Annotated in this window: 17 protein-coding genes; 10 read left to right on the forward strand and 7 right to left on the reverse strand. The window is 73.8% G+C overall.

The window, feature by feature from the left end:
- The first annotated feature begins 477 nt into the window (after positions 1–477).
- Together C5508_RS03885 and C5508_RS19430 are read left to right on the forward strand one after the other, a co-directional pair.
- Complete coding sequence (locus C5508_RS03885) at positions 478–1,344, forward strand: Rieske 2Fe-2S domain-containing protein (RefSeq protein WP_104523638.1); 867 nt, start codon at positions 478–480, stop codon at positions 1,342–1,344.
- Positions 1,345–1,662: 318 nt separating this feature from the next.
- Positions 1,663–2,316 (forward strand): hypothetical protein, encoded by a 654-nt coding sequence (locus C5508_RS19430; RefSeq protein WP_157943978.1) that lies wholly within the window; start codon positions 1,663–1,665, stop codon positions 2,314–2,316.
- A gap of 373 nt (positions 2,317–2,689) precedes the next feature.
- Here C5508_RS19430 and C5508_RS03890 read toward each other — a convergent pair whose 3' ends face one another.
- The 5 genes from C5508_RS03890 to C5508_RS20180 all read right to left on the reverse strand — a co-directional run bounded on the left by C5508_RS03890 (position 2,690) and on the right by C5508_RS20180 (position 9,630).
- Positions 2,690–3,205 (reverse strand): universal stress protein, encoded by a 516-nt coding sequence (locus C5508_RS03890; RefSeq protein WP_232796901.1) that lies wholly within the window; start codon positions 3,203–3,205, stop codon positions 2,690–2,692.
- A gap of 555 nt (positions 3,206–3,760) precedes the next feature.
- Positions 3,761–4,795 (reverse strand): Acg family FMN-binding oxidoreductase, encoded by a 1,035-nt coding sequence (locus C5508_RS03895; RefSeq protein WP_104523640.1) that lies wholly within the window; start codon positions 4,793–4,795, stop codon positions 3,761–3,763.
- Between the two features lie 280 nt (positions 4,796–5,075).
- Positions 5,076–7,592, reverse strand: coding sequence for an HAD-IC family P-type ATPase (locus tag C5508_RS03900; protein WP_104523641.1), 2,517 nt, complete (start codon positions 7,590–7,592; stop codon positions 5,076–5,078).
- Complete coding sequence (locus C5508_RS03905; protein ID WP_104523642.1) at positions 7,589–7,816, reverse strand: hypothetical protein; 228 nt, start codon at positions 7,814–7,816, stop codon at positions 7,589–7,591. Before C5508_RS03905 ends, C5508_RS03900 begins: the two co-directional genes overlap by 4 nt.
- Positions 7,817–8,034: 218 nt before the next feature.
- A complete protein-coding gene (locus tag C5508_RS20180) occupies positions 8,035–9,630 on the reverse strand; it encodes a DUF4389 domain-containing protein (protein WP_232796903.1) in 1,596 nt (531 codons plus the stop codon).
- A 267-nt stretch (positions 9,631–9,897) separates the two neighbouring features.
- Between C5508_RS20180 and C5508_RS19435 the strand changes: the two genes are divergently transcribed.
- The gene (locus C5508_RS19435; RefSeq protein WP_157943980.1) at positions 9,898–10,734 is read left to right on the forward strand and encodes an Acg family FMN-binding oxidoreductase; all 837 of its coding nucleotides are present in this window, start codon (positions 9,898–9,900) and stop codon (positions 10,732–10,734) included.
- 702 nt (positions 10,735–11,436) lie between these two features.
- On the opposite strand, the gene C5508_RS03925 is transcribed toward C5508_RS19435, so the two are convergent.
- On the reverse strand, positions 11,437–12,348 hold the full coding sequence (locus tag C5508_RS03925) for a universal stress protein (protein WP_198597846.1): 912 nt from the start codon (positions 12,346–12,348) through the stop codon (positions 11,437–11,439).
- 301 nt (positions 12,349–12,649) lie between these two features.
- Here C5508_RS03925 and C5508_RS03930 point away from each other — a divergent pair, with 301 nt between their 5' ends.
- Together C5508_RS03930 and C5508_RS03935 are read left to right on the forward strand one after the other, a co-directional pair.
- Positions 12,650–13,561, forward strand: coding sequence for a hypothetical protein (locus C5508_RS03930; protein ID WP_157943982.1), 912 nt, complete (start codon positions 12,650–12,652; stop codon positions 13,559–13,561).
- A gap of 138 nt (positions 13,562–13,699) precedes the next feature.
- Entirely contained in the window at positions 13,700–14,479 is a 780-nt protein-coding gene (locus tag C5508_RS03935; protein ID WP_198597847.1) for an SRPBCC family protein, read from the forward strand.
- 659 nt (positions 14,480–15,138) lie between these two features.
- Here C5508_RS03935 and C5508_RS19810 read toward each other — a convergent pair.
- Positions 15,139–15,345 carry a hypothetical protein gene (locus tag C5508_RS19810; RefSeq protein WP_198597848.1) on the reverse strand — a complete coding sequence of 69 codons (207 nt, stop codon included), beginning with the start codon at positions 15,343–15,345 and terminating at the stop codon, positions 15,139–15,141.
- Between the two features lie 254 nt (positions 15,346–15,599).
- On the opposite strand from C5508_RS19810, the gene C5508_RS03950 reads away from it, so the two are divergent.
- From C5508_RS03950 to C5508_RS03970, 5 genes are read left to right on the forward strand one after another with little or no spacing between them, the layout of a single operon-like run.
- A complete protein-coding gene (locus C5508_RS03950; protein WP_198597849.1) occupies positions 15,600–16,235 on the forward strand; it encodes a CBS domain-containing protein in 636 nt (211 codons plus the stop codon).
- A gap of 10 nt (positions 16,236–16,245) precedes the next feature.
- Positions 16,246–17,142 carry a universal stress protein gene (locus C5508_RS03955; protein WP_104523649.1) on the forward strand — a complete coding sequence of 299 codons (897 nt, stop codon included), beginning with the start codon at positions 16,246–16,248 and terminating at the stop codon, positions 17,140–17,142.
- A gap of 17 nt (positions 17,143–17,159) precedes the next feature.
- On the forward strand, positions 17,160–17,804 hold the full coding sequence (locus C5508_RS03960) for a flavodoxin domain-containing protein (protein ID WP_157943983.1): 645 nt from the start codon (positions 17,160–17,162) through the stop codon (positions 17,802–17,804).
- A 7-nt stretch (positions 17,805–17,811) separates the two neighbouring features.
- Positions 17,812–18,207, forward strand: coding sequence for a hypothetical protein (locus C5508_RS03965; RefSeq protein ID WP_104523651.1), 396 nt, complete (start codon positions 17,812–17,814; stop codon positions 18,205–18,207).
- A complete protein-coding gene (locus tag C5508_RS03970; RefSeq protein ID WP_198597850.1) occupies positions 18,204–18,977 on the forward strand; it encodes a DUF6544 family protein in 774 nt (257 codons plus the stop codon). Before C5508_RS03965 ends, C5508_RS03970 begins: the two co-directional genes overlap by 4 nt.
- The last annotated feature ends 10 nt before the right edge of the window (positions 18,978–18,987 follow it).

Raw genomic sequence — 18,987 nt, forward strand, 5'->3', positions numbered from 1 at the left:
AGTTCGGGGCACCCCCTCGACGCACCTGCCCGGGAAGCCGGCCACTCAGCTCTCGCACGACCTCCGCTCGTGCCTCGGCCCGCCGCCGAGCCGTGACCGCCGACGCCGTGCACCGCACTCCCCGCTTCGCTCCCGCACGCGCAACCTCAGGGGTTGAGCCGTGTGCGTATGTAGCGTGTCGCCCCTCGGACACCGAGTTGGACCCCCACGGCGACCGCCATGGGGGTTCTGCTGGTTCTGAGGTGAGCAGGTTCGTCCGTGCTCAACGGCTGCACCGAACTGACGACTCTCCCTTGAGCGGCGATTGCCTGCGGCCATCGCTTCGCGGCTCCACCGGCCCCTCGACATCCCCGCAGGACAGGAGCAGCTCGAGCGGGTGCCCGGGGCATCCTTCGGCCTCCCCACACAGGAGCGCCCGGCCAGGGACGATCGTGAGCGGCGTCGGATAGTCGGCCTCGCTCCGGGTAGAAGCCCGGGATGACAGCGCCGGAAGCCTCCGCACCCGCACCACCCGAAGAGGGCGAGATGATCGCCGTCGAGCACGAGGGTTCGGTGGTGGCGGTCGCCATGCTGGCGGGCGAACTCCACGCCTTCGACGACACCTGCCCGCACGCCGGCTGTTCCCTCGCGGAGGGCGAGCTCGACGGAACCACCGTCGAGTGCCCCTGCCACATGGCCACGTTCGACGTGACGACCGGCGAGGTCGTGGACGGCCCGGCGACCTCCGGGGTCGCCACCTGGTCGGCCGCGATCGCCAACGGGGCTCTGGTTCTCAGCGAGCCGCAGAGCCCCGAGCGGGACGCGGACGCCGAAGCAGGTCGCGAGCAGGGGTTCCACTCGGCGACTGCGGGTCCCGACATGGACATCACCATCCTCGTCGAGCTGGAACACGACGCCATGCGCAGCCAGTTCGACGCCATCGATGCCCTGACCGACGCGGACGAGCTAACCGAGGCGTGGGCGGTCCTGGCCGAACTCCTGGAGGTCCACGCGAGCGGTGAGGAGTCGGTGCTGTACCCGAGACTGGCAAGAGCCGCCGACGAGGGAGCGGAGGAGGCCGACCACGCCGTCCGAGAGCACAACGAGCTGCGTGACAGCGTCGCCGCCGTGCAGCGGCACCCCGCCGGCAGTGAGGAATGGTGGCAGGCCCTGCGGAGCGCCCGCCAGGTCAACGAAGAACACCTGCAGGATGAGGAACGCGACGCCCTCCCGCTGTTCCGGGAGAGCACTGACCGGGCACACCGAGAGCAACTCGGCCGGGAGTGGGTCGCCTTCCACGAGCAGCACCAGCACGCGCGGGGGCTCAGCGGGGAGCATGTCGACCCCGAGGACGTGGTTTCCTGACGCGGACGGATCGAGCGATGGGCTTGCCGGGTGGCGGGCGTCCTGATCGCCAGGCCCGTCCACTGGTCACTCGTCACCGTGACCCAGGCGTGTGCGTATGTAGCGTGTCGCCCCTCGGACACCACAGAGTGGGAGCTCTCCCACCTTCCAGGCCCACAGACGGGCCCTGCTCAGCAACCCGCCGGCACGGTCCCTGCCGGGACCGGTGCCGCCACTATCCCGCCCCCCGTCCCCCCATCGGGTGACTCCGACGCGGCAATCTTGCGCAGACTCCTCGCGGCGAATGCCGTTCCTGGAACGACCGGCACGGGTCCGTCCATGCCGAACGCCGCTCCCCCACTGCCCCGGGCCGCCCGCCGCCGGGTGACCGACCCGGCGTCCCCGTCCGTCCACCGCTCGACTCCGCCCTTCGTCCCCACCAGCTCAGCTCAGCCGGCAGCGCCGTGGCGCTGGCGGCGGCGCATCGGCGCCGGCTCGGCCACCTACCAGGCCACGCCGCCAGGACCGCTCGGTGACGACGGCGGCCTCGTCGTCATCGCACGCCAGCAACCGGTCAACCTGCCTTGCCTGACCTGTGGCCGGGCGGCTCTCACGTGGCGAGCCGTTCTCGAACTCCCCGCCCCGTTCCCTCGCACCCTTCCCGGGCACGGCAGCGGCTGCTCACGCAACCACGCCGCCAGCACCGTTCCGACCCGCTGGGACGCCGTCGCCCAGGTGCTCCACCACGCCGCCGCACAGCTGCGCGAGGACCGTGAGCCGTCGCTGTGGCACGAGCAGCTCGCCGAACAACGAACACGAGAAGCTGACCGCGCTCAATGGCTCGCCGGGCAGCCATCCCCGGCCCGCCAACTGGCCCTACGCCTGTGGATCGACGATGGACTCACCGTCACAGACACCGAGATCATCGTCGAAGCAGTGCTGGCCGATCGCTCACATGCGGCCCGCGGGCGCAGCGTGGCGGGCACGCCATGACCCCAGCCGCAGCCGCTTCAGCGGACGCTTGCTGAGCTTCCCGGCGGGACACGGGCCACCAGGCCCGTCGCGCTGCCGCGCGACGCACAAGGACGACACGGTCCGGCATCCGAGTCGAGCGTCGGCCCGCCCGCCAGTCACTGCACGTGTGGCTAGCCCCTCCGATTCGACCGCCCAGTCCGGCCGGCATTCCCCGCACACGCCGACACGCCGGTCGTGTCAACCACGCCGCCAGAGACCTGCAGTCGGGCCTGGAGCGCACACCGAACCGTGACGGCGAGTTCGTGCCCGGCCACCCCGGCTATCTCCACGACGACCGGCTGGCGTGGACCGCCGGACCGCACCACCTGGCGATACGGCTCCGGCGCCCCCATCACTGCGCCGGCGCAGCCGCGCGGGAGGCGACCGCAAACGGTGACATGGGCCGCCCGACGCCGCGCCGCACGACCGTCACGGGGCAGGGAGCGTGGTGCACGCACTGGTCGCTGACGGAACCCAGCAGCAGACCGGCGAACCCGCCGTGACCCCGGGCGCCCACGACAAGAAGGTCTGCGTTCTCCGCCGCGGCAATCAGCGAAGCAGCCGGCTGTGCGTGGACGACGTGCGTGTGCACGAGCACCGACGGGTCGAGCGCCGCGTGCGCGACACAGGCGTTGAGCTCATCGCGGACCGCCTCCTCGAAGTCGTCCAGCGGGGGCACGTACCCGGGCTCCCACGTGCGGGGCCTGGGCGCCGTGGTGAGACCCCAGGAGCGGACCACTTGCAGCGCCAGGCCTGTGCGAGCGGCCAGCCCCGCCGCCCAGACCAGTGCCTCCTGAGCGTTGGCCGACCCGTCGTGCCCGACGAGCACTCCGCCGTCGACGATGACCTTCTTGCAGACCTCTGCCACTGCACTTCCCGTCCCTCGGACCGATGACTTCCTCGATCTTCGAGCCCGCCGAGCCGAGTTGAGCAGGGCCGAAGGTGGTGATGCTCGGGACCTCGGTCCCGAGCTACCCACGTCGCCCGCGCCGTCGGCGAACCAGCGAGCGCAGCTCCCCGCAATCCCACCGGCAGCGACGCACGGAGGGTGGTCAGTGCCTTGAACGCTCATCGACGTCCGTCACGGGTGGCATCCGCCGCCACTGCCAGACCGGGCCCTGTCACGCTGCACCGCAGCCGAGCACCAGCCGAGTGACGGTCCGTGTCACACGAGGTGGTTTCGCGACCCCCGGCCCTCGCAGTACTCCTTCAGCGCGGCGTTGGTCCTGACGAACGGGCCGACCAGGATGAACAGCCCCGGGAGGAACCACAGTCCCGTGAGCGCGCTGGCCGGCTTCGCCCGCCTCTGCCGAAAGTCAGGAGGCCGGCCCGCTGAAGGTCCCCTTCGATCACCTCGCCATCGTCACCTCCGCCGGCATGCTGAGCGGCAGCGACCCGCTGGCCAGTGGCTTAGCACCGCCGCCTACTCCGCGAAGGTCAGGACATCGGCGAGGGGTCGCCGATTGGTGGATGGCGAACGGTCGCCGCCCGGGTAGCCCAGCCGGAGGAGCATCTGCGGGTGCCCGATGAGCGACAGCCGGGTCCCCAGCTGCGCGCGAGTGGCCGGCCAGTCCAGCGCCTGGGTGAGCGGCGAGGCGGCCAGTCCGGCCACGGTCACGCGCAGCAGCACCTGGCCGAGGCCCCGACCGGCGGTCAGCCAGGCCATCGCGTCGTCGTTGTCAGTGCCCAGCAGCACCACCGCCGGGCGCTCCACCGGCGGCGGCGGCGCATCCGGGTCCTCCGGGCTGTGGAACGGCGACCTGTCGCCCGGCCGCGAGCCGACGACGAAGTCCCGGATCAGCCAGTTGGACGGCCGGGTGGCCGGGTCCTCCTCGAGCACCGCGCCCACCGGGATGCCGTCGACGGCGGCCGGATCGGTTCGCATCCAGTGCTGCAGCTCGGCCACGTACTCGGGCTCGCTCTGCTCGATCTCCTCCGCCCGAGAGAGGAGGAAGGCTGTGGCTACCTCCTCGTCCGTCTCGGTGATCGGCTTGAGCCACACCGAGAAGGCCGCGACGGCCCGCTGCAGCCCGTCGACCACCTCGGCGGGTACGGCCTGCGGCTGGAACGGCGCCCGTTCGGTGTGCCGGCTGGCGATTGCTGCACCGAGGGCCCGGTCGGACTCGGCCACCTCACGCGAGCCGGTGAGGGTGAGGCTCGCCAGCAGCTCCGGGTCGGCCGGCTCGGGCAGCAGCTCCACCGCCACTTCGGCGCCCGCGGCCCGCAGGGCGATCAGCGCGAACTCCACCGCCACGCCGCAGCTGATGATCCGCTGACGGCCGCTGCGGTCCAGTGCGGGCAACGCGCGCGCGGGATCGGCGCGGACGTCGAGGCGATTTCCGGCCACGGTAAACGACCAGGGCTGGGTGTTGTGAATCGACGGCGCCCGTGTCGCGGCCTCCACCACCTGCCTCCACTGCTCCCGGTCCACCGGCCCACCTCCCATTCGGCTCCCCATGGAGCCACGTCGCTACGGAGCTTCTGCCTACCCCATGCGGGGGCCTTCTGGCAGAACGCGCCCGGGACGGTTCTGCCGAGACCTGCGCTACGGCGGTGCCGTAGACCTTGCCGTGGAAGCGGGCGCCCCCTCGGGCCGCCGGCTACGCGAAACGCTGAGGGCACACGGTTCACGGCACCGTCGGCCACCCGGATCGCGGCGACCAGCCGACGTCGACCAGCCGAGGCCCGGCGGGTCACGCCGGTGCGGCGGTGGGCCGTCGAGGCGGTACGAAGCTCGGTCAAGGCCTTTCCTGGGTCGCGGTATCAGGGTCGACGCTACGAGCGCGGCCGGGTCCCGGCCGGGGCCGGAGGTCCATGGTTCTCAGGACCGAAGCCCTGTGCTGCTCGCCCGCCGGGCGCCTGGCGCCGATCCGGGCGACCATCTCCACGAGGAGAGCGCCGGCGGCGCCGAGGCCCGCGGCCAGCAGCAGCCCCGGCGCGGTCGGCCGGAGCAGGAGGACGTCCTCCCGGAATGTCGGTAGCGAGAGCGCCAGCATTGCTAGACCGGCCATGGCGCCCAGCAGAACCGCCTTGCCAGCGGTCAGCGGCCGCGCCAGGACGGCGAGGGTCCACAGGGCGACGGCCACGACGACCACGGTCGCCGTCGTTCGGGCCCCTCCGACACCGGCGCCCGGGTCGAGCCAGCGGGTGATCGCGTACCCGGCGTACGCCGCCGCGGCGGTGACGACGCCCACGGGCACCGAGAACCGGAGCACCCGCCCGACGAACCCCGGCACGTAGCGCCTGCGGTTCGGTGCCAGCGCCAGGAAGAAGCCGGGCACCCCGATGGTCAGCGTCGAGATGAGCGTCAGCTGCACCGGCTCCAGCGGATAGGCCGCCAGTGTGACCACTGTGGCCAGGGCCAACACCAAGCTGTAGACGTTCTTGACCAGGAAGAGGTTGGCCGCCCGCTCGACGTTCGCGATCACCCGCCGCCCCTCGGCGACCGCGTGCGGCAGATGCGCGAAGCGGCCGTCTAGCAGGACCAGTTGCGCCACCGCCCGCGTCGCCGGCGCTCCGTTGCCCATCGCGACGCCGACGTCGGCGTCCTTCAGCGCGAGCGCGTCGTTGACGCCGTCTCCGGTCATCGCGACCACGTGGCCGCGGGCCCGCAGCGCCCGCACCATGGCCCGCTTCTGGTGCGGGGTCACGCGGCCGAAGACGCTCGCGGACTCCAGGGCGGCGCCGAGCTCGTCGGGGTCCTCCGGCAGGGTCCGGGCGTCGACGGCGTCCCCGGCGCCGGTCACTCCGGGCACACCCACGGCGGCGGCGACCGCGCCGACAGTGCGCGGGTTGTCGCCCGAGATGACCTTGAGTGCGACGCCCTGGTCGGTGAAGTAGCGCAGGACCTCGGCAGCGTCCTCGCGGATGCGCTCGGCCAGCACCACGAGGGTCACCGGTGTCAGCCCGGCCGGCAGCCGGGGCTCGGCGGCGTCACCGGTCCACGGCCGGGCCGACCGGGCCAGCAGGAGCACACGCCGGCCCTGCGCGGCCAGCCTGTCGGCGCTGGCCCGCGCGTCTCGTTCGGCGGCGCCGTCCGGAGCGGGCAGCACCATCTCCGGCGCGCCGAGGACCCAGGTGACCCCGTCAGCGGTACGCACCGCCGACCACTTGCGGGCGGAGGAGAACGGCACGGCGCAGGCCGCCTGCTCGACGCCCACTGCGGGGAACGCGGCGGCCAGGGCCCGCGCTGTGGCGTTGCCGCCGTCGGCTACGGCGAGCAGCGTCAGCGCCGCGGCGGGGGCCGGGTCGCCGGCGAGGGGCACCAGGTGATCGAAGGCGACGTCGCCATGAGTGAGGGTGCCGGTCTTGTCCAGGCAGACCACGTCGACGCGGGCGAGTCCCTCCACGGCGGGCAGCTCCTGCACCAGGACCTGACGCCGGGCGAGTCCGACCGTCGCCACGAGGAACGCCAGGGTGGTGAGCAGGACCAGGCCCTCGGGGACCATGCCGACCATCGCGCCGACGGTGCCGGTGACCGTGTCCCGCCAGTCCTCGTTGTCCTCAGCCCGGAACTGGCTCCAGAGCACGGCCGGGCCCACCACGAGCAGACCGATCGCGATCCACCGCAGGATCCGGTTCGTCCCCTCCTGCAGCTCCGACCGGGTGCGGGTGAAGGCCCGGGCCTCGGCGGCCAGCCGCACGGCGTAAGCCTGCTCTCCCACTCCCGTGGCCTGCATGCGACCGCTGCCGGCGAGGACGACCGAGCCGGACAGCAGTTCGTCGCCGGGCGACTTGGCGACGGCCTCGGCCTCGCCGGTGAGCAAGGACTCGTCGACGGACAGGCCCGCGCCTGCGCGCAGCGGGCCGTCGACCGGGATCTGGTCGCCGGCCTGCACGACCAGCAGGTCGTCGAGGACGACGTCCTCGACCGCCACCTCTCCCTCGCGCCCATCGCGGATCGGCCGGGCCCGTGGGGCACTGAGGACGGCGAGGCGGTCGAGCGTCCGCTTGGCCCGCAGCTCCTGGACGATGCCGATCGCCGCGTTGGCCACGATGACGCCACCGAAGAGGGCGTTCTGCCAGCGGCCCGTCAGCACAGCCACCACCCAGAGGGCAGCGAGCAGGGCGTTGAAGAAGGTGAACACGTTTGCCCGCAGGATCTCCCCCAGCGTGCGACTGGTCCGTGCCGCCGTGGCGTTGACCGCGCCGACGGCCACGCGCTCGGCGACCTCGGCGGCGGTCAGACCGGTCGGCACGGTGACGTGGCCGGGCGCGGCCACGACCGTCGCCGGCGCCGCCGGGTCCATCGTCATAGCAGGCCTCCGGTCTGCAGGTTCAGCGTCGCCACCCAGGCGGCCAGCAGCTCTCCCCCGACCGTGCCGACGGCGCGCAGGACCGCGGCCACCCACCCCCAGACGGCGGCGGGGGCGGGCGGGTGCAGCCGGTTCCGGCCGCCGGGACGCCGCCTGTCCCCGCCGTCCGGCCACGAGGGCCGCCAGACGCCGCGCCGCGGAAGCGTGCACATGAGGTTGGCCACCCCGTCATCGTCTGCTGGGCGGGCCTGCCTCGGCCCGGGCCGGCTGGCCCCTGCCACCGGGCCCGAGGTCCCTGCCGTCACGCTGTCCGGTTGAGCGGACGCGCCGCGGCGCCAGTCGCGGCATCGCCGGCTGCCGGACGTCCTGCCCTCGGGCCGGACCACGACAGGTGGCCCCTGCCCGTGAGCAGGGGCCACCCCATGCGGCTGTACCGACCAGGTCAGGGCCCTCCGGTCCGGTTCCCGCTCAGCACCGCCGGCTCAGCACCGGGCGTGCCGCCGACCGGCTCCCCCGCTGCGGGGCCCGGCGGGTATGGCGGGAGGCGATCAGTCGCCTGCCCGCCGGACGGCGGGACGGGTCGGCCACCGCGCACCGCCAGTGCGACCAGCAGCCCACCGGCCAGGGCGATGACCGCGCCGACACCGAGCAGCGTCCACGAGAACCAGGTCAGCCCGGGAAGGGTCGCGCCCGCCCGCACCTCCGCGGAGATGCCAGCGGTGCTGTCGGCGCGCATCACGACAACGGTCCAGTCGCCCTCGGTGGGCCGCCAGTCCAGCACCTGGGTGCCGTTGCCGGTGGCTGAGGCGACCCACACGTCCGCCCCTGTCGGGGGAACGGCCGGCGCGTCGCCCGCGATGTCGGTCAGGCCGCGCAGGACGTCCGGGTCGCCGTCCTCGCGGATCACGACGCCGTCCAGTTCGCTGCGCCCGACGCCGTCGAGGTAGCGGGCCACCTCGTCGGTGCGCCCCAGGCCGACGAAGAGCTGGTGCTCGGAATCGGCCGGGGTGACCTCGATGCGGGCGGTGCCGAGCAGGTCGTCGACCACCCAGTCCAGGCCGTCGCCCTCGAGCACGATCCCGGCGGTCGCCACCGCGTACTGGTCGCTGGCCAGCTCGGCGTCCGGCGAGACCAGCCAGCCGTCGTCGCGCTGGGTCTGGTCGGCCCAGAGCAGCGTGCCGCCGGCACCGAAGAAGCCGGTGGCCGCGGCCGCCAACACCGCACCGATGACGAGGGTGACGATCCGGCCCGCAGACCACTGGTTCGGCGCCGAGGGGACCGGTCCGGGCACGCTGGGCTGCGGAGTCGCCGGGCTGTACGCGCTCCCGCCCGAAGGAGCGGATGGGTTCGGGCCGGCCTGCACCGACCCTGGGTCGGGTCCGCCCATGTCCATCCGGAAGGGCGGATAGGCGTCGGTCATGAGGCCGGCATAGGCGGCGACGCGCAGCGCCCAGCGGTCCATGCCCAGGACGAAGTCGTAGATCGGGAGCGGGTACCGGCCGGAGAAGAGCAGCACCGCCCCCGCGACGAACACGAGCAGGGCCACCAGGCCGCCGAAGCCCCAGCCGTCGTCCCAGATGCCGTCCGTGCCGGTGCCGAGCCAGATGCCACCGCCGACGAACACGGCGAGCACCAGGTAGTGCGGCAGGGCGAGCAGCCACCACTTCACCAGCACCAGGCCCCGGGAGAGCCGCTCCGGATACGGGACGTCCAGATGCGCCGGGTAGTCCGGTACGTCGGCGAGGGTAAAGGGCGGATACCGGTCGGTGCCCAGCGCCCCGTAGCCGTAGTAGTGGACGCGCCACGTCCAGCGCAGCACCCCGACGTTGTAGTCGAACAGCATCCAGGGAAAGCGGCCGGTCAGCAGGATCGCGAAGAACGCGATGACCCCGACGACGGCGAAGCCCAGCCACAGGAAGCCCAGCACGACATAGTGCGGAATCAACAGCAACCACTTGACCAGCCACAGCCCGCGCGAGAGCGAGCCGTCCAACGACGCGTCGACCCGCACGGGATACGGCGTCCGGTTCTCGGTCACGCCGTCCTCCTCTCCTGGCCGATCGAGATCGCGGGGCGCTCGTCGTCCCGGGGACCGGCAGTGCCCTCGAGCTTCGTGGCCCTCCCGGCCTCCCGGTACGGCCGAGCGGCGCATCGCGACGGGACCCGCGGCCTCGGTGGGCCGGGACCTCTGGCGCCCGGCTGGGACCACCCGGGACGTTCGTCACCGGGCGGAGTGACGCGGCCCCCCGTGCCTGGGGCGGCGGGCGGCCGAACCTGGGGAGAGCACCCCGAACGAGGAGCAGCCATGCAACCCACCCCCTGCGACGCCCCGGCCACGACCTCCGGGTGCACCTCGCGCCGGTCCCTTCCCGAGGCTCTCGAGGACGCCGCCGACGCCGCGCGACTCGCCCCCTCCGTGCACGACACACAGCCCTGGCGGCTGGTGCTGCACGCCGACCGGCTCGAGCTGCACGCCGACCGCACGCGGCAGCTGCTGACCCTGGACCCGGTCGGGCGCGCCCTCGCCGAGAGCGTCGGCGCCGCACTGTTCAACGCCCGCGTGGCACTGGCGGCAGCGGGCTGGGCCGCTGCGGCAGAGCCTGTTCCCGACCCCGAGGACCCCGACCTCCTGGCGATCCTCCGCCCCGTCGAGGGGCGACCGGACCCGGAGCTCGCCGCCCTCGCGCCGGCGGTGGCCGAGCGGCACACCAACCGACGGGCGTTCGTCGAGGACGAGATGCCCGACGACCTGATGCGCCACCTCGCCCGAGGTGTGGCCTGCGAGGGCGCCGAACTGATCCCGGTGGTGCACGAGCGGCATCGGCAGCTCGTCGCCCGGCTGACGCAGCAGGCCGATGGGAGCCAGAACGCCGACCCCGCTTACCGGGCCGAGCTGCGCTCGTGGACCACCAAGCCACCGTCGACAGGAGACGGCGTCCCGCCCGCCGTGGTCCCGCACGTCGACGGCCGCCAGCACGATGACGTCCCCCTGCGCGACTTCGACAGCACGGGGGCCGGCGCGCTACCCGCCGAGGCACACTCGACCAGCGCCCAGACACTGGTCCTACTCGCCACCCCACGCGATGACCAGGCGGCCTGGGTCGGGGCCGGCAGGCCCTGGAGCGCCTGCTGCTCGAGCTGACCCGGCACGGATGGATGGCCAGCCCGCTGACCCAGGCCATCGAGGTGCCCCTGACACGCACCCAACTGAGGTCGGCGCTGACCTGGAATGCCCACCCCCAGACGCTGCTCCGTATCGGCCGCACGGCGTCGACGCCGCCCGTCCCGCGCCGCCCTCGCGGCGAAGTCGTCGAGAACAGCACGCGCCCGTCCGGGACCGCTGCACCGTTGGTCCCGGGACGGCTCGGGTGGCCGGCAGTTTCGGGTTCGCGGGGACGAGGACGGCCAGAGCGGCCCGTCTCCGATGGCCGCGGAGGCACGTCCTGGGTGTGACCGTCGGAGCCCGGGCAGGTGGCAGAGGGCGCGACGGTCCCCCGTCGTCGGGACCGTCGGCCGCTCGCCAGACGGAGGGCACCCTGTCACCGCGGGTATGCCGGCGGAGCAGTCGGCCGCTCTCATGGCTGCCCGGCCCAAGAAGGGGCCCCGAACCGGCCACAGCCTCCGGAGGCTGCTCCCCCAGCCGGATCCGGGCCGCCCCGAGGCCGTAGCGGCGACCCGGCCACCACCTCGTGATCGGCGAGTCACGTGCGACCGGCGCCGGGCGAGGTCGCCCGCGGCGAGGTGCAGGTCGGTCCGGCAGACCCCGCGCCAAATCACCTCGACGCGGACCTGCCCGGGCCGGGTTCGCGCAGGCGTGCCGACCACCCACGCGCGCATGCGTCCGTCAGTGAACGACCGCAGCGGTCGACTGCTCCGTAGGCTGCTCCGCCGGACGGGCGGCTTCCGGGTGCACCACCATGACCGGGCACGGCGCGTGCACCACGCAGTGCAGCGCGACTGAGCCGAGAAGCATGCCGGCGATGCGGCTGTGGCTGTGGCTGCCGATCACGAGGAGTGCGGCGCCAGCCGCCACCCGCGGGAGTGCCTCGGCCGGTGCACCGTCCTCCACGCGCACCAGGACCGGCGTACCTACGCCCAGCACTTCGGCGACGAGTGCCTCAGCTGTCTCGCGCGCCCGGGCCCGGGTCTCTTCGGTCGGCGGCGTGATCACGTGATAGACGTCGCTCCACGCCACCTCCAGCGGGACGGCGGACACGACCTCGAGGTCCGCGCTCAGCCGCTCCGCCTCGTCGGCCGCCCGCCGGAGCGCCGCTCGCGACATGGCCGAGTCATCGACGCCCACGACGACGCGGGGCGGGAGCTGAACCGCGCCCGGGTGCACGACGACGACGGGGCACGGTGCGTGCGCGACGCAGTGGAGGGCGACCGAGCCGAGCAGGGTGCTGCGCACGCCGCTCCGCCCCCGACTGCCCACCACGAGCCGCTGCGCACCCTTCGCCGCGGCGACGAGGTGTTCCGCCGCGGCTCCGCCTCTCACGACGACCTCGGTGGCCACCTCGGGGATCCCCGGAACGGCGGCGACCGCCGGGTCCTCGCGTGCCTCAGCCAGCGCATCTGCGACCAGGCGCGCCGTGTCCGCACGGACCTCGTCCAGCCGGCGTGTGTCGAGGAGATAGGGGTCGGCCCAGTAGGAGTCCACCGGGTAGGAGCTCACCAGTTCCAGCGTCACCCCTGCCTCCGCCGCCGCGGCCAGCGCCCAGACCAAGGCCGCCCGGGCGCCAGGGGACCCGTCCACCCCCACGACCCAGCGCGCCGGCTCCTCCTCCGTCGCCCTGCGTCCAGTACCCGCGTGTGCGGCCGGCTCGGGGGTCCTCTGCTGCATCGTCACCGTCGTCCCTCGGCTTCCTGCCCGGGCGGTCGCCGGACCTCGTTCCCACCCTGCGGTTCGACGGAGCCGGAGGACGCGGGCCGACGTCCCTGCCAAGGGGGACCTTCGGCCCCCGCGGCCGGATCCTCCAGCCGCCGCCGCGGAGCGGACCCGGCTCCCAGCGTTCTCGGGACGCCGGCCGTGAGCGCCGGGACCGGGGAGGACAGCCATGAGGAGCGCACTACGCCGACTGCCGGGGCTGGTGGCCGTGGTGGCCGCGGCGGTCGCCGCGACGGGTCTGGTGTGGCGACCGAACGGGGAGCCGCGCACCGTGGCGCTGCCGCGCGGTGGCACCGCCGACCTCGCCGGGAGCGGCCTCTACCGCTACGACACCGTGTTCGCCGCGGCGGGCAACCGTGCCGTCGACGCGGTCGTCCTGGGGCTGGGCGTCCCCCTGGTGTTGGGTGCGTGGCGGCAGCACCTGCGGGGTTCCCCGCGCGGAACGGTCCTGCTCGCCGGCGCACTCGGGTACCTCCTGTACGTCTACGCGACCTACGCGCTCGGCGTGGCCTACAACCCGCTCTACCTGGCCTACGTGGCTCTTCTCTCGGCGAGCGCCTTTGCCTTCATCGCCGCCCTGGCCGCCGCTGATAGCCGGGTCCTCGCCGCGGTCGCCGCGGACCCGGCGGTCCCCCACCGAGCTCTGTCCCGGCTGCTGCTCGCCTCGGCTGCCGTGACAGCCGTGGTGTGGCTGCAGCCGCTCGTCACCGCGCTCCTCTCCGGTACCGCCCCTCAGCTGCTGGACGTCTACACGACCCCGGTCACGTTCTCGATCGACCTCGCCGTCGTCACCCCGACGGCGGCGCTGGCGGGACTGCTCGTGCGGCGGCGCCAGCCGCTGGGCTACCTGCTCGCCGCGCCGCTGCTCGTGACGATCGTCCTGCTGCTGCCGACCATCGCACTGAGCACCACGCTGCAGGCCGGCGCCGGTATCGCCTTCACCGCGCCGGAGGTCATCGGCCCGATCGCCGGCTTCGGCGTCCTGGGTGTCTCGGGCTCGTGGCTGCTGTCGCGCCTGCTCCGCGCCCTCCCGGCGACGGCGTCGACCTCCGAGGAGCCCGGTGTCCACGCACACGTCTGAGCGGCTCCTTCCTTCCCAACGGCCACCGGTGGCCTTCGTCCGGGGCGTGGCCACCGCCGACCCATCGGCATCGTCGCGGGCGGCGATCCGGTCACCGACCCAGCTCGAGCTCGACGTCTCCCCGAAAAGGGCCGACCGATGATCCGGGCACTCGCAATCGCGGCTGGGACCGTGGCCCTGCCCTCGCAACTGGCGCACGCCACCCGCAGCGTGGCGGCCACCTCCGCGGAGGCGGCCGCCACGCTGCCCGGAGACGAGCTGGTCCCCGGCCCGGCGGAGCTGACCACCCTCGCGGTCACCGTCGACGCGCCGGGCGAGGCGGTCTGGCCGTGGCTGGTGCAGATCGGCAAGGGCCGCGGCGGGATGTACAGCTACGACTGGCTGGAGAACCTCATCGGCCTGGACATCCACTCCACCGACGAGATCCGCGAGCAGTGGCAGCACCTGGCGCCCGGCGACCGGATCGTCGTCGTGCCGCAGGGCTTCGGGCCCATGCCCGACGGCTACTCGTTCCCCGTCGCGCAGGTCCTGCCCGGCCGGGCTCTGGTGCTGCGGCAGGCCCCGCCCGGGCACCCGTGGAACTCCGTATGGTCCTTCCACGTCGTCCCGGACGGTCCCGGCCGGTGCCGGCTGATCTCCCGCTCCTGCACTCAGCGGCCGCAGCAGCGCGGGGTGCGCGTCGCCACGCGGGTGATGGAGCCGGTCACCCTCGTCATGACGCGCCGGATGCTGCGCGGCATCAAGGAGCGCGCCGAGCGACGGGTCGCCTCCGGCGCACCCGTGCCCGCCGGTGCAGCACTGCGATGGCGACGAGCAGCGGCAGGTGGATCGCCGGCAGGTTCGCGGCGAACCACCGCGGCAGGTAGATGTCGGTCACCGATCCGCTCGTCGCGCCGGCGGCCTCCGCGAGCCCGGTGAACGGGCAGCGGAAGCCGTCGGCGGCGAAGACCAGGCACTCTCCCGCCACCACGGTGGCCGCGACGGCGGCGCGCCGGTCGCTGCGTCCGGTCAGGCCGGACCACAGCAGGTAGCCGACGCATGCCTCGATGGAGGCCCAGGCCGCCGTGCGCACGCCCCGGATCAGAGCCAGCCGGTGGGCGTCCACCGGCGGCGGGTGTAGCCGACGGTGCTCGGCCTGGGCGCGCTCCCGGATCCCGCGCAGCATCCGGCGCATCATCGGGAAGTCGCCGAGCTCCATGAGCACGACTGCGAGCAGCCGGTCGGACAGTGGACCCTCGTAGGCGGTCCGCAGTCGGGTGACCAGCCGGGTGCCGCCGTCCGGCAGCGGTCGGAGGCGCCACGCCCACGTGCTGGTCGGCGTCCGCCACAGCATCTCCCGCGGCTCCTCCAGTGCCACCACCTCGAACGCCGTGGACGCCGACGGATGCGGCGCCATGGGCAGCCACTGGCCGACCCGCGCGTCCTGCAGCTCGGGAAACCACGCGGCGGGCGCTGGGGTGGCCGAGGTGGTCGAGCAGGTCGTCGCTGTACGGGCCCGCCCGCAGGCAGCCGACCTGTACCAGCCACGGCCACACCTCCTCCGGCGGCGCCGCGAAGGTGATCGCCCGGGTGCAGCGCTACTGCACGAGGGGCAGCAGGTCGTCGCCGGACATGGGCGCGGCCACCTCGGCGGACGTGGCTCCCCAGCGGGTGTGCCAGGGGCGCAGCAGTGGAGCCATGGCGAGGCGCGGCAGATCGGCCACCACGTCGCGTACCTCGCGGGCCAGGTCGGCCGCGGTGGGGCGCAGCGGGACCCATGCAGGAGCTGAGGTGTCAGCTGTCATGGGGAGACCTTCGTGCCGCCGGGCTCCGAGAGTCAGGGTCGATGGTCGCGCCGCTCCGGCCGATGGGCCCGAGGCGGTCTTGGATGGTCGTGTCGGCGCCGACCGGGGGCAGCGCCTGACGCAGGGGACGGGCGGCGACGGGACGGAGGTCCCTGTCGCCCCTGGTCCGCCGACCCTTGGGCCGCCGCTGCGGCGCTGCCTACCGTGCGGAGCGACGACAGCCGGAGGAGGCACTCGTGCGAGTTCGAGACGTCATGACGAGCGACGTGGTCACCGTGGGCCCGGACACGTCGGTGAAGTACGCGGCAGAGGTGATGGCCGAGCACGGCTTCGCCGCGCTGCCGGTCGTCGACGACGACGAGCAGGTCATGGGCATCGTCGCCGAGGCCGACGTACTGCGCGACCGCCTGCCGCAAGACCCGCGGCTCCATCTTCGGAGGACGCCCGAGCCGGATCGGGCCCTGCCCCTGCTGGTCCGCGGCGCGATGACCGAGCAGGTGCAGTCCGTGGGCCCGGCGGACGACATCGCCGATGTCGCCCGTCTGTTCGTCGACCAGCGGCTGCGCAGCATGCCCGTGGTGGACGCCGGCCGACTCGTCGGGATCGTCAGTCGGCGAGACCTCTTGCGGGCGCTCGTGCGGCCCGACGCCCAGATCCGGCACGACCTGCTGAGCCTGGTCGAGGGGTACACCGGTGACCTCGGCGCCTGGGATGTGGAGGTCACCGAGGGGCTGGCAACCATCCGACGCACCCGCGGCGCCCCCGAGGGCTCCCGGGCGGCGGAGGAGCGCGCGTTGAGCGCGCTGGCCCGCACGGTCGGCGGGGTCGTCGGCGTCCGTGTGCCCTCTCCTGGCGCCGTGTCCGCTCCTGCCGCCGCCACCGGCTCCTGAGGCGTAGACGATGACCACGCCGAGGGGGGGCCTACGAGCAGTCCTCGTCGGCGTCGACGGTTCCGGCGCCTCTTCCCGCGCCGTTGCCGTCGGCACCGACGAGGCGCAGCGCCGCGGGCTGCCACTCCGCCTCCTAACCGCCGCCACCTGGCGGGATCACGTGCTCCCGGGCACCGAGGGGGGCGATGTGGACCTCGGCGGCGCGCTTCGTGGCGGAGCCGAGGCCCTGCTGCGTGACCTCGCGGCCGAGGCCGCCGTCGTCCTGGGGGCGGACCGGGTGTCCTGGCAGGTGGCCGAGGGCCACCCGGTCGACGTCCTTCGTGCGGCCGCCGCGCAGGCGCCGCTCGTCGTAGTCGGCACCCGGGGGGCAGGCGGTGTCGCAGGCCTGCGCCTCGGCTCGACGGCCGGTGCCCTCGTGGCCGCCGGCGTCTGCCCGGTGCTCGTGGTGCCGGACGACACCGTCGTCGTCCGTGACCGGTCGTCGGTTGTCGCGGGTATCGAGGGGCGGCCCGAGGACGAGGAGGTCCTGGCCTTCGCCGTCGGCGAGGCCCTCGCGCGCGGCACCGACCTCGTCGCCGTGCACGCCTGGCAGGACGTCACGCTGGAGACCGCCTTCCGGTCCCTGGGACCGTTGGTGGACTGGGCCGGCGTGCTGTCCGACGAGGTGCGGGTCCTGAGCGAGGCCCTGACCGGCTGGCGCGAGAAGGAGCCCGGCCTCGTGGTCCGCGAGGTCGTCGTCCGGGACCGCGCCGCCCCCGCCCTCGTGTCCGCCGCGCTGACCGCGCAGCTGCTCGTGGTGGGTCACCGGCACCGGCGTGTCCTCGCCCGGCTGGGCTCCACCACCTCTGCGCTGCTGCACCGGGCCGGGTGCCCGGTCGCGGTCGTCCCCGTGGGCAGTGGCTCGTGAGGCCATACCGCGTGCTGGTGGCGGTGGCCAGCCGGCACGGTTCGACCCGCGAGATCGCCTCTGCGCTCGCTCGCGGCCTCACCGGCGAGCCTGTAGGCCCCGGTGAGGAAGTGGTGAGCTCGGTGATCCCCGTCGAGAGCCGGCCAGAACCCGCGGGCTATCACGCGGTCGTCCTCGGCAGCGCTGTGTACGGCGGTTGCTGGTTGCCGGCGGCACGCGAGTTCGCGGCCGCGCACGCGGCCACGCTGCGGAGTCGACCGCTGTGGCTGTTCTCCAGCGGCCCGATCGGGTCTCCGCCGTTCCCAGACGCCGAGCCCTACGACGCCGCCACCCTGCGCGACCTCCTCGGGCCGCGAGGGCACCGGGTCCTGCCCGGGCGGCTCGAGCCGCGGCTGCTCACGTTCGCCGAGCGCGCCATGGCCACGGCGATGCGTGCGCCGGTCGGCGACTTCCGCGACTGGGCCCTGGTCCCCTGCTGGCAGAACAGCAGGCATCACAACCGGAGGACCTGGCAAGGGCCGAGGCATGCGGTTCCGGAACCGTCCACGCCCACCGGTCCTGCCGCGCGGGCGGCTCGTCCGTCGTCGCTGAGTTTCCCCCACCCCCGTCGGCATTCCTGGAAGGCCCGAGATGACAATCGCGTACGCGCGGCCCAGCCGTAGCAGACAGATGCCACGAACGCTGGCCGCCGTGGTCCTGGTGATTCACGGGCTCGTCCACCTCATGGGGACGTCGTTGCTCTGGAAATGGGGCCAGCCCGGTGAGCTGCACTACGGCGACGTCCGGCCCGAGGCCGGCTCGACGGCGGCGATGGTCGTCGGAGGTGCGTGGCTCATCGCCCTGCTCCTGTACCTGGTCACCGCGGCACTCCTGGCCACCGGGCGCCCGGCGTGGCGTCCGGTCGGACTGCTCGCCGCCCTCGTGTCGACCGTGGTGCTGGTGCCGTCGGCGTCGATCGCGTGGGCCGGGCTGGCGGTAGACGTAGCCGTGTTCGTGGGGGTGGCCGTGTCGGTCACCGCGGTGAAACGGAGCCGCGAAGCGGTCGGCGCGAGGAGCCACGGGTGAGCGCTCCCCAGATCCCGCGGGCCGCGCGCAGCATGCGCCGCGAGTGGGAACAGCTGGCCGGCTCCGGCAGCAGCAAGCAACTGGCGCCGTTCGACGACAGCATGGTCGCCGGACTGCCCGAGGCCGCCCGCCGCTGGCTCACGCACGCCATCGCCCCCGGCACGCCGTTGTGGCCGTCGGTGCTCCTCACCATGCGCGGCGAGATCCGCCTCGGGTCCTGGCGCCCCTTCACCGCCACCCAGGTCCTCGCCCCGCCCCACGGGTTCATCTGGGCCGCCACCGCCCGTCTCTTCGGCCTGCCGGTCACCGGCTTCGACCGCTACAGCTCCGGATCGGGCCAGATGAACTGGCGACTTGGTGGTCTCGTCCCGGTCATGACCGCGACCGGCACCGACGTCACGCGCAGCGCCGCCGGACGCCTGGCCGGCGAGATGGCGCTGGCACCCACCACCTTCCGCGGCGCGACGTGGACCTCGGGCGCCGACGCCGACCACACCGTGGCCACCTGGCGAATCGGTGACCGGGACGAGCGTGCCGAGTTCGCGATCGGCGCCGACGGCGGGCTCGCCGGAGTGGTCATGCAGCGCTGGGGCAACCCGAACGGTGCGCCGTTCGGCCGGTACCCCTTCGGCGTGGACATCCAGGCCGAGCGGACCTTCTCCGGCGTGACCATCGGCTCCCAGCTGAGCGCCGGCTGGTGGTGGGGCACCGAGCGGCAGGCCGAGGGCGAGTTCTTCCGGGCCACCATCACCGGCGCCGAGTTCCGCTGACCGAGCAGGG

This window comes from Blastococcus atacamensis (assembly GCF_002938425.1).
GTDB lineage: Bacteria > Actinomycetota > Actinomycetes > Mycobacteriales > Geodermatophilaceae > Blastococcus > Blastococcus atacamensis.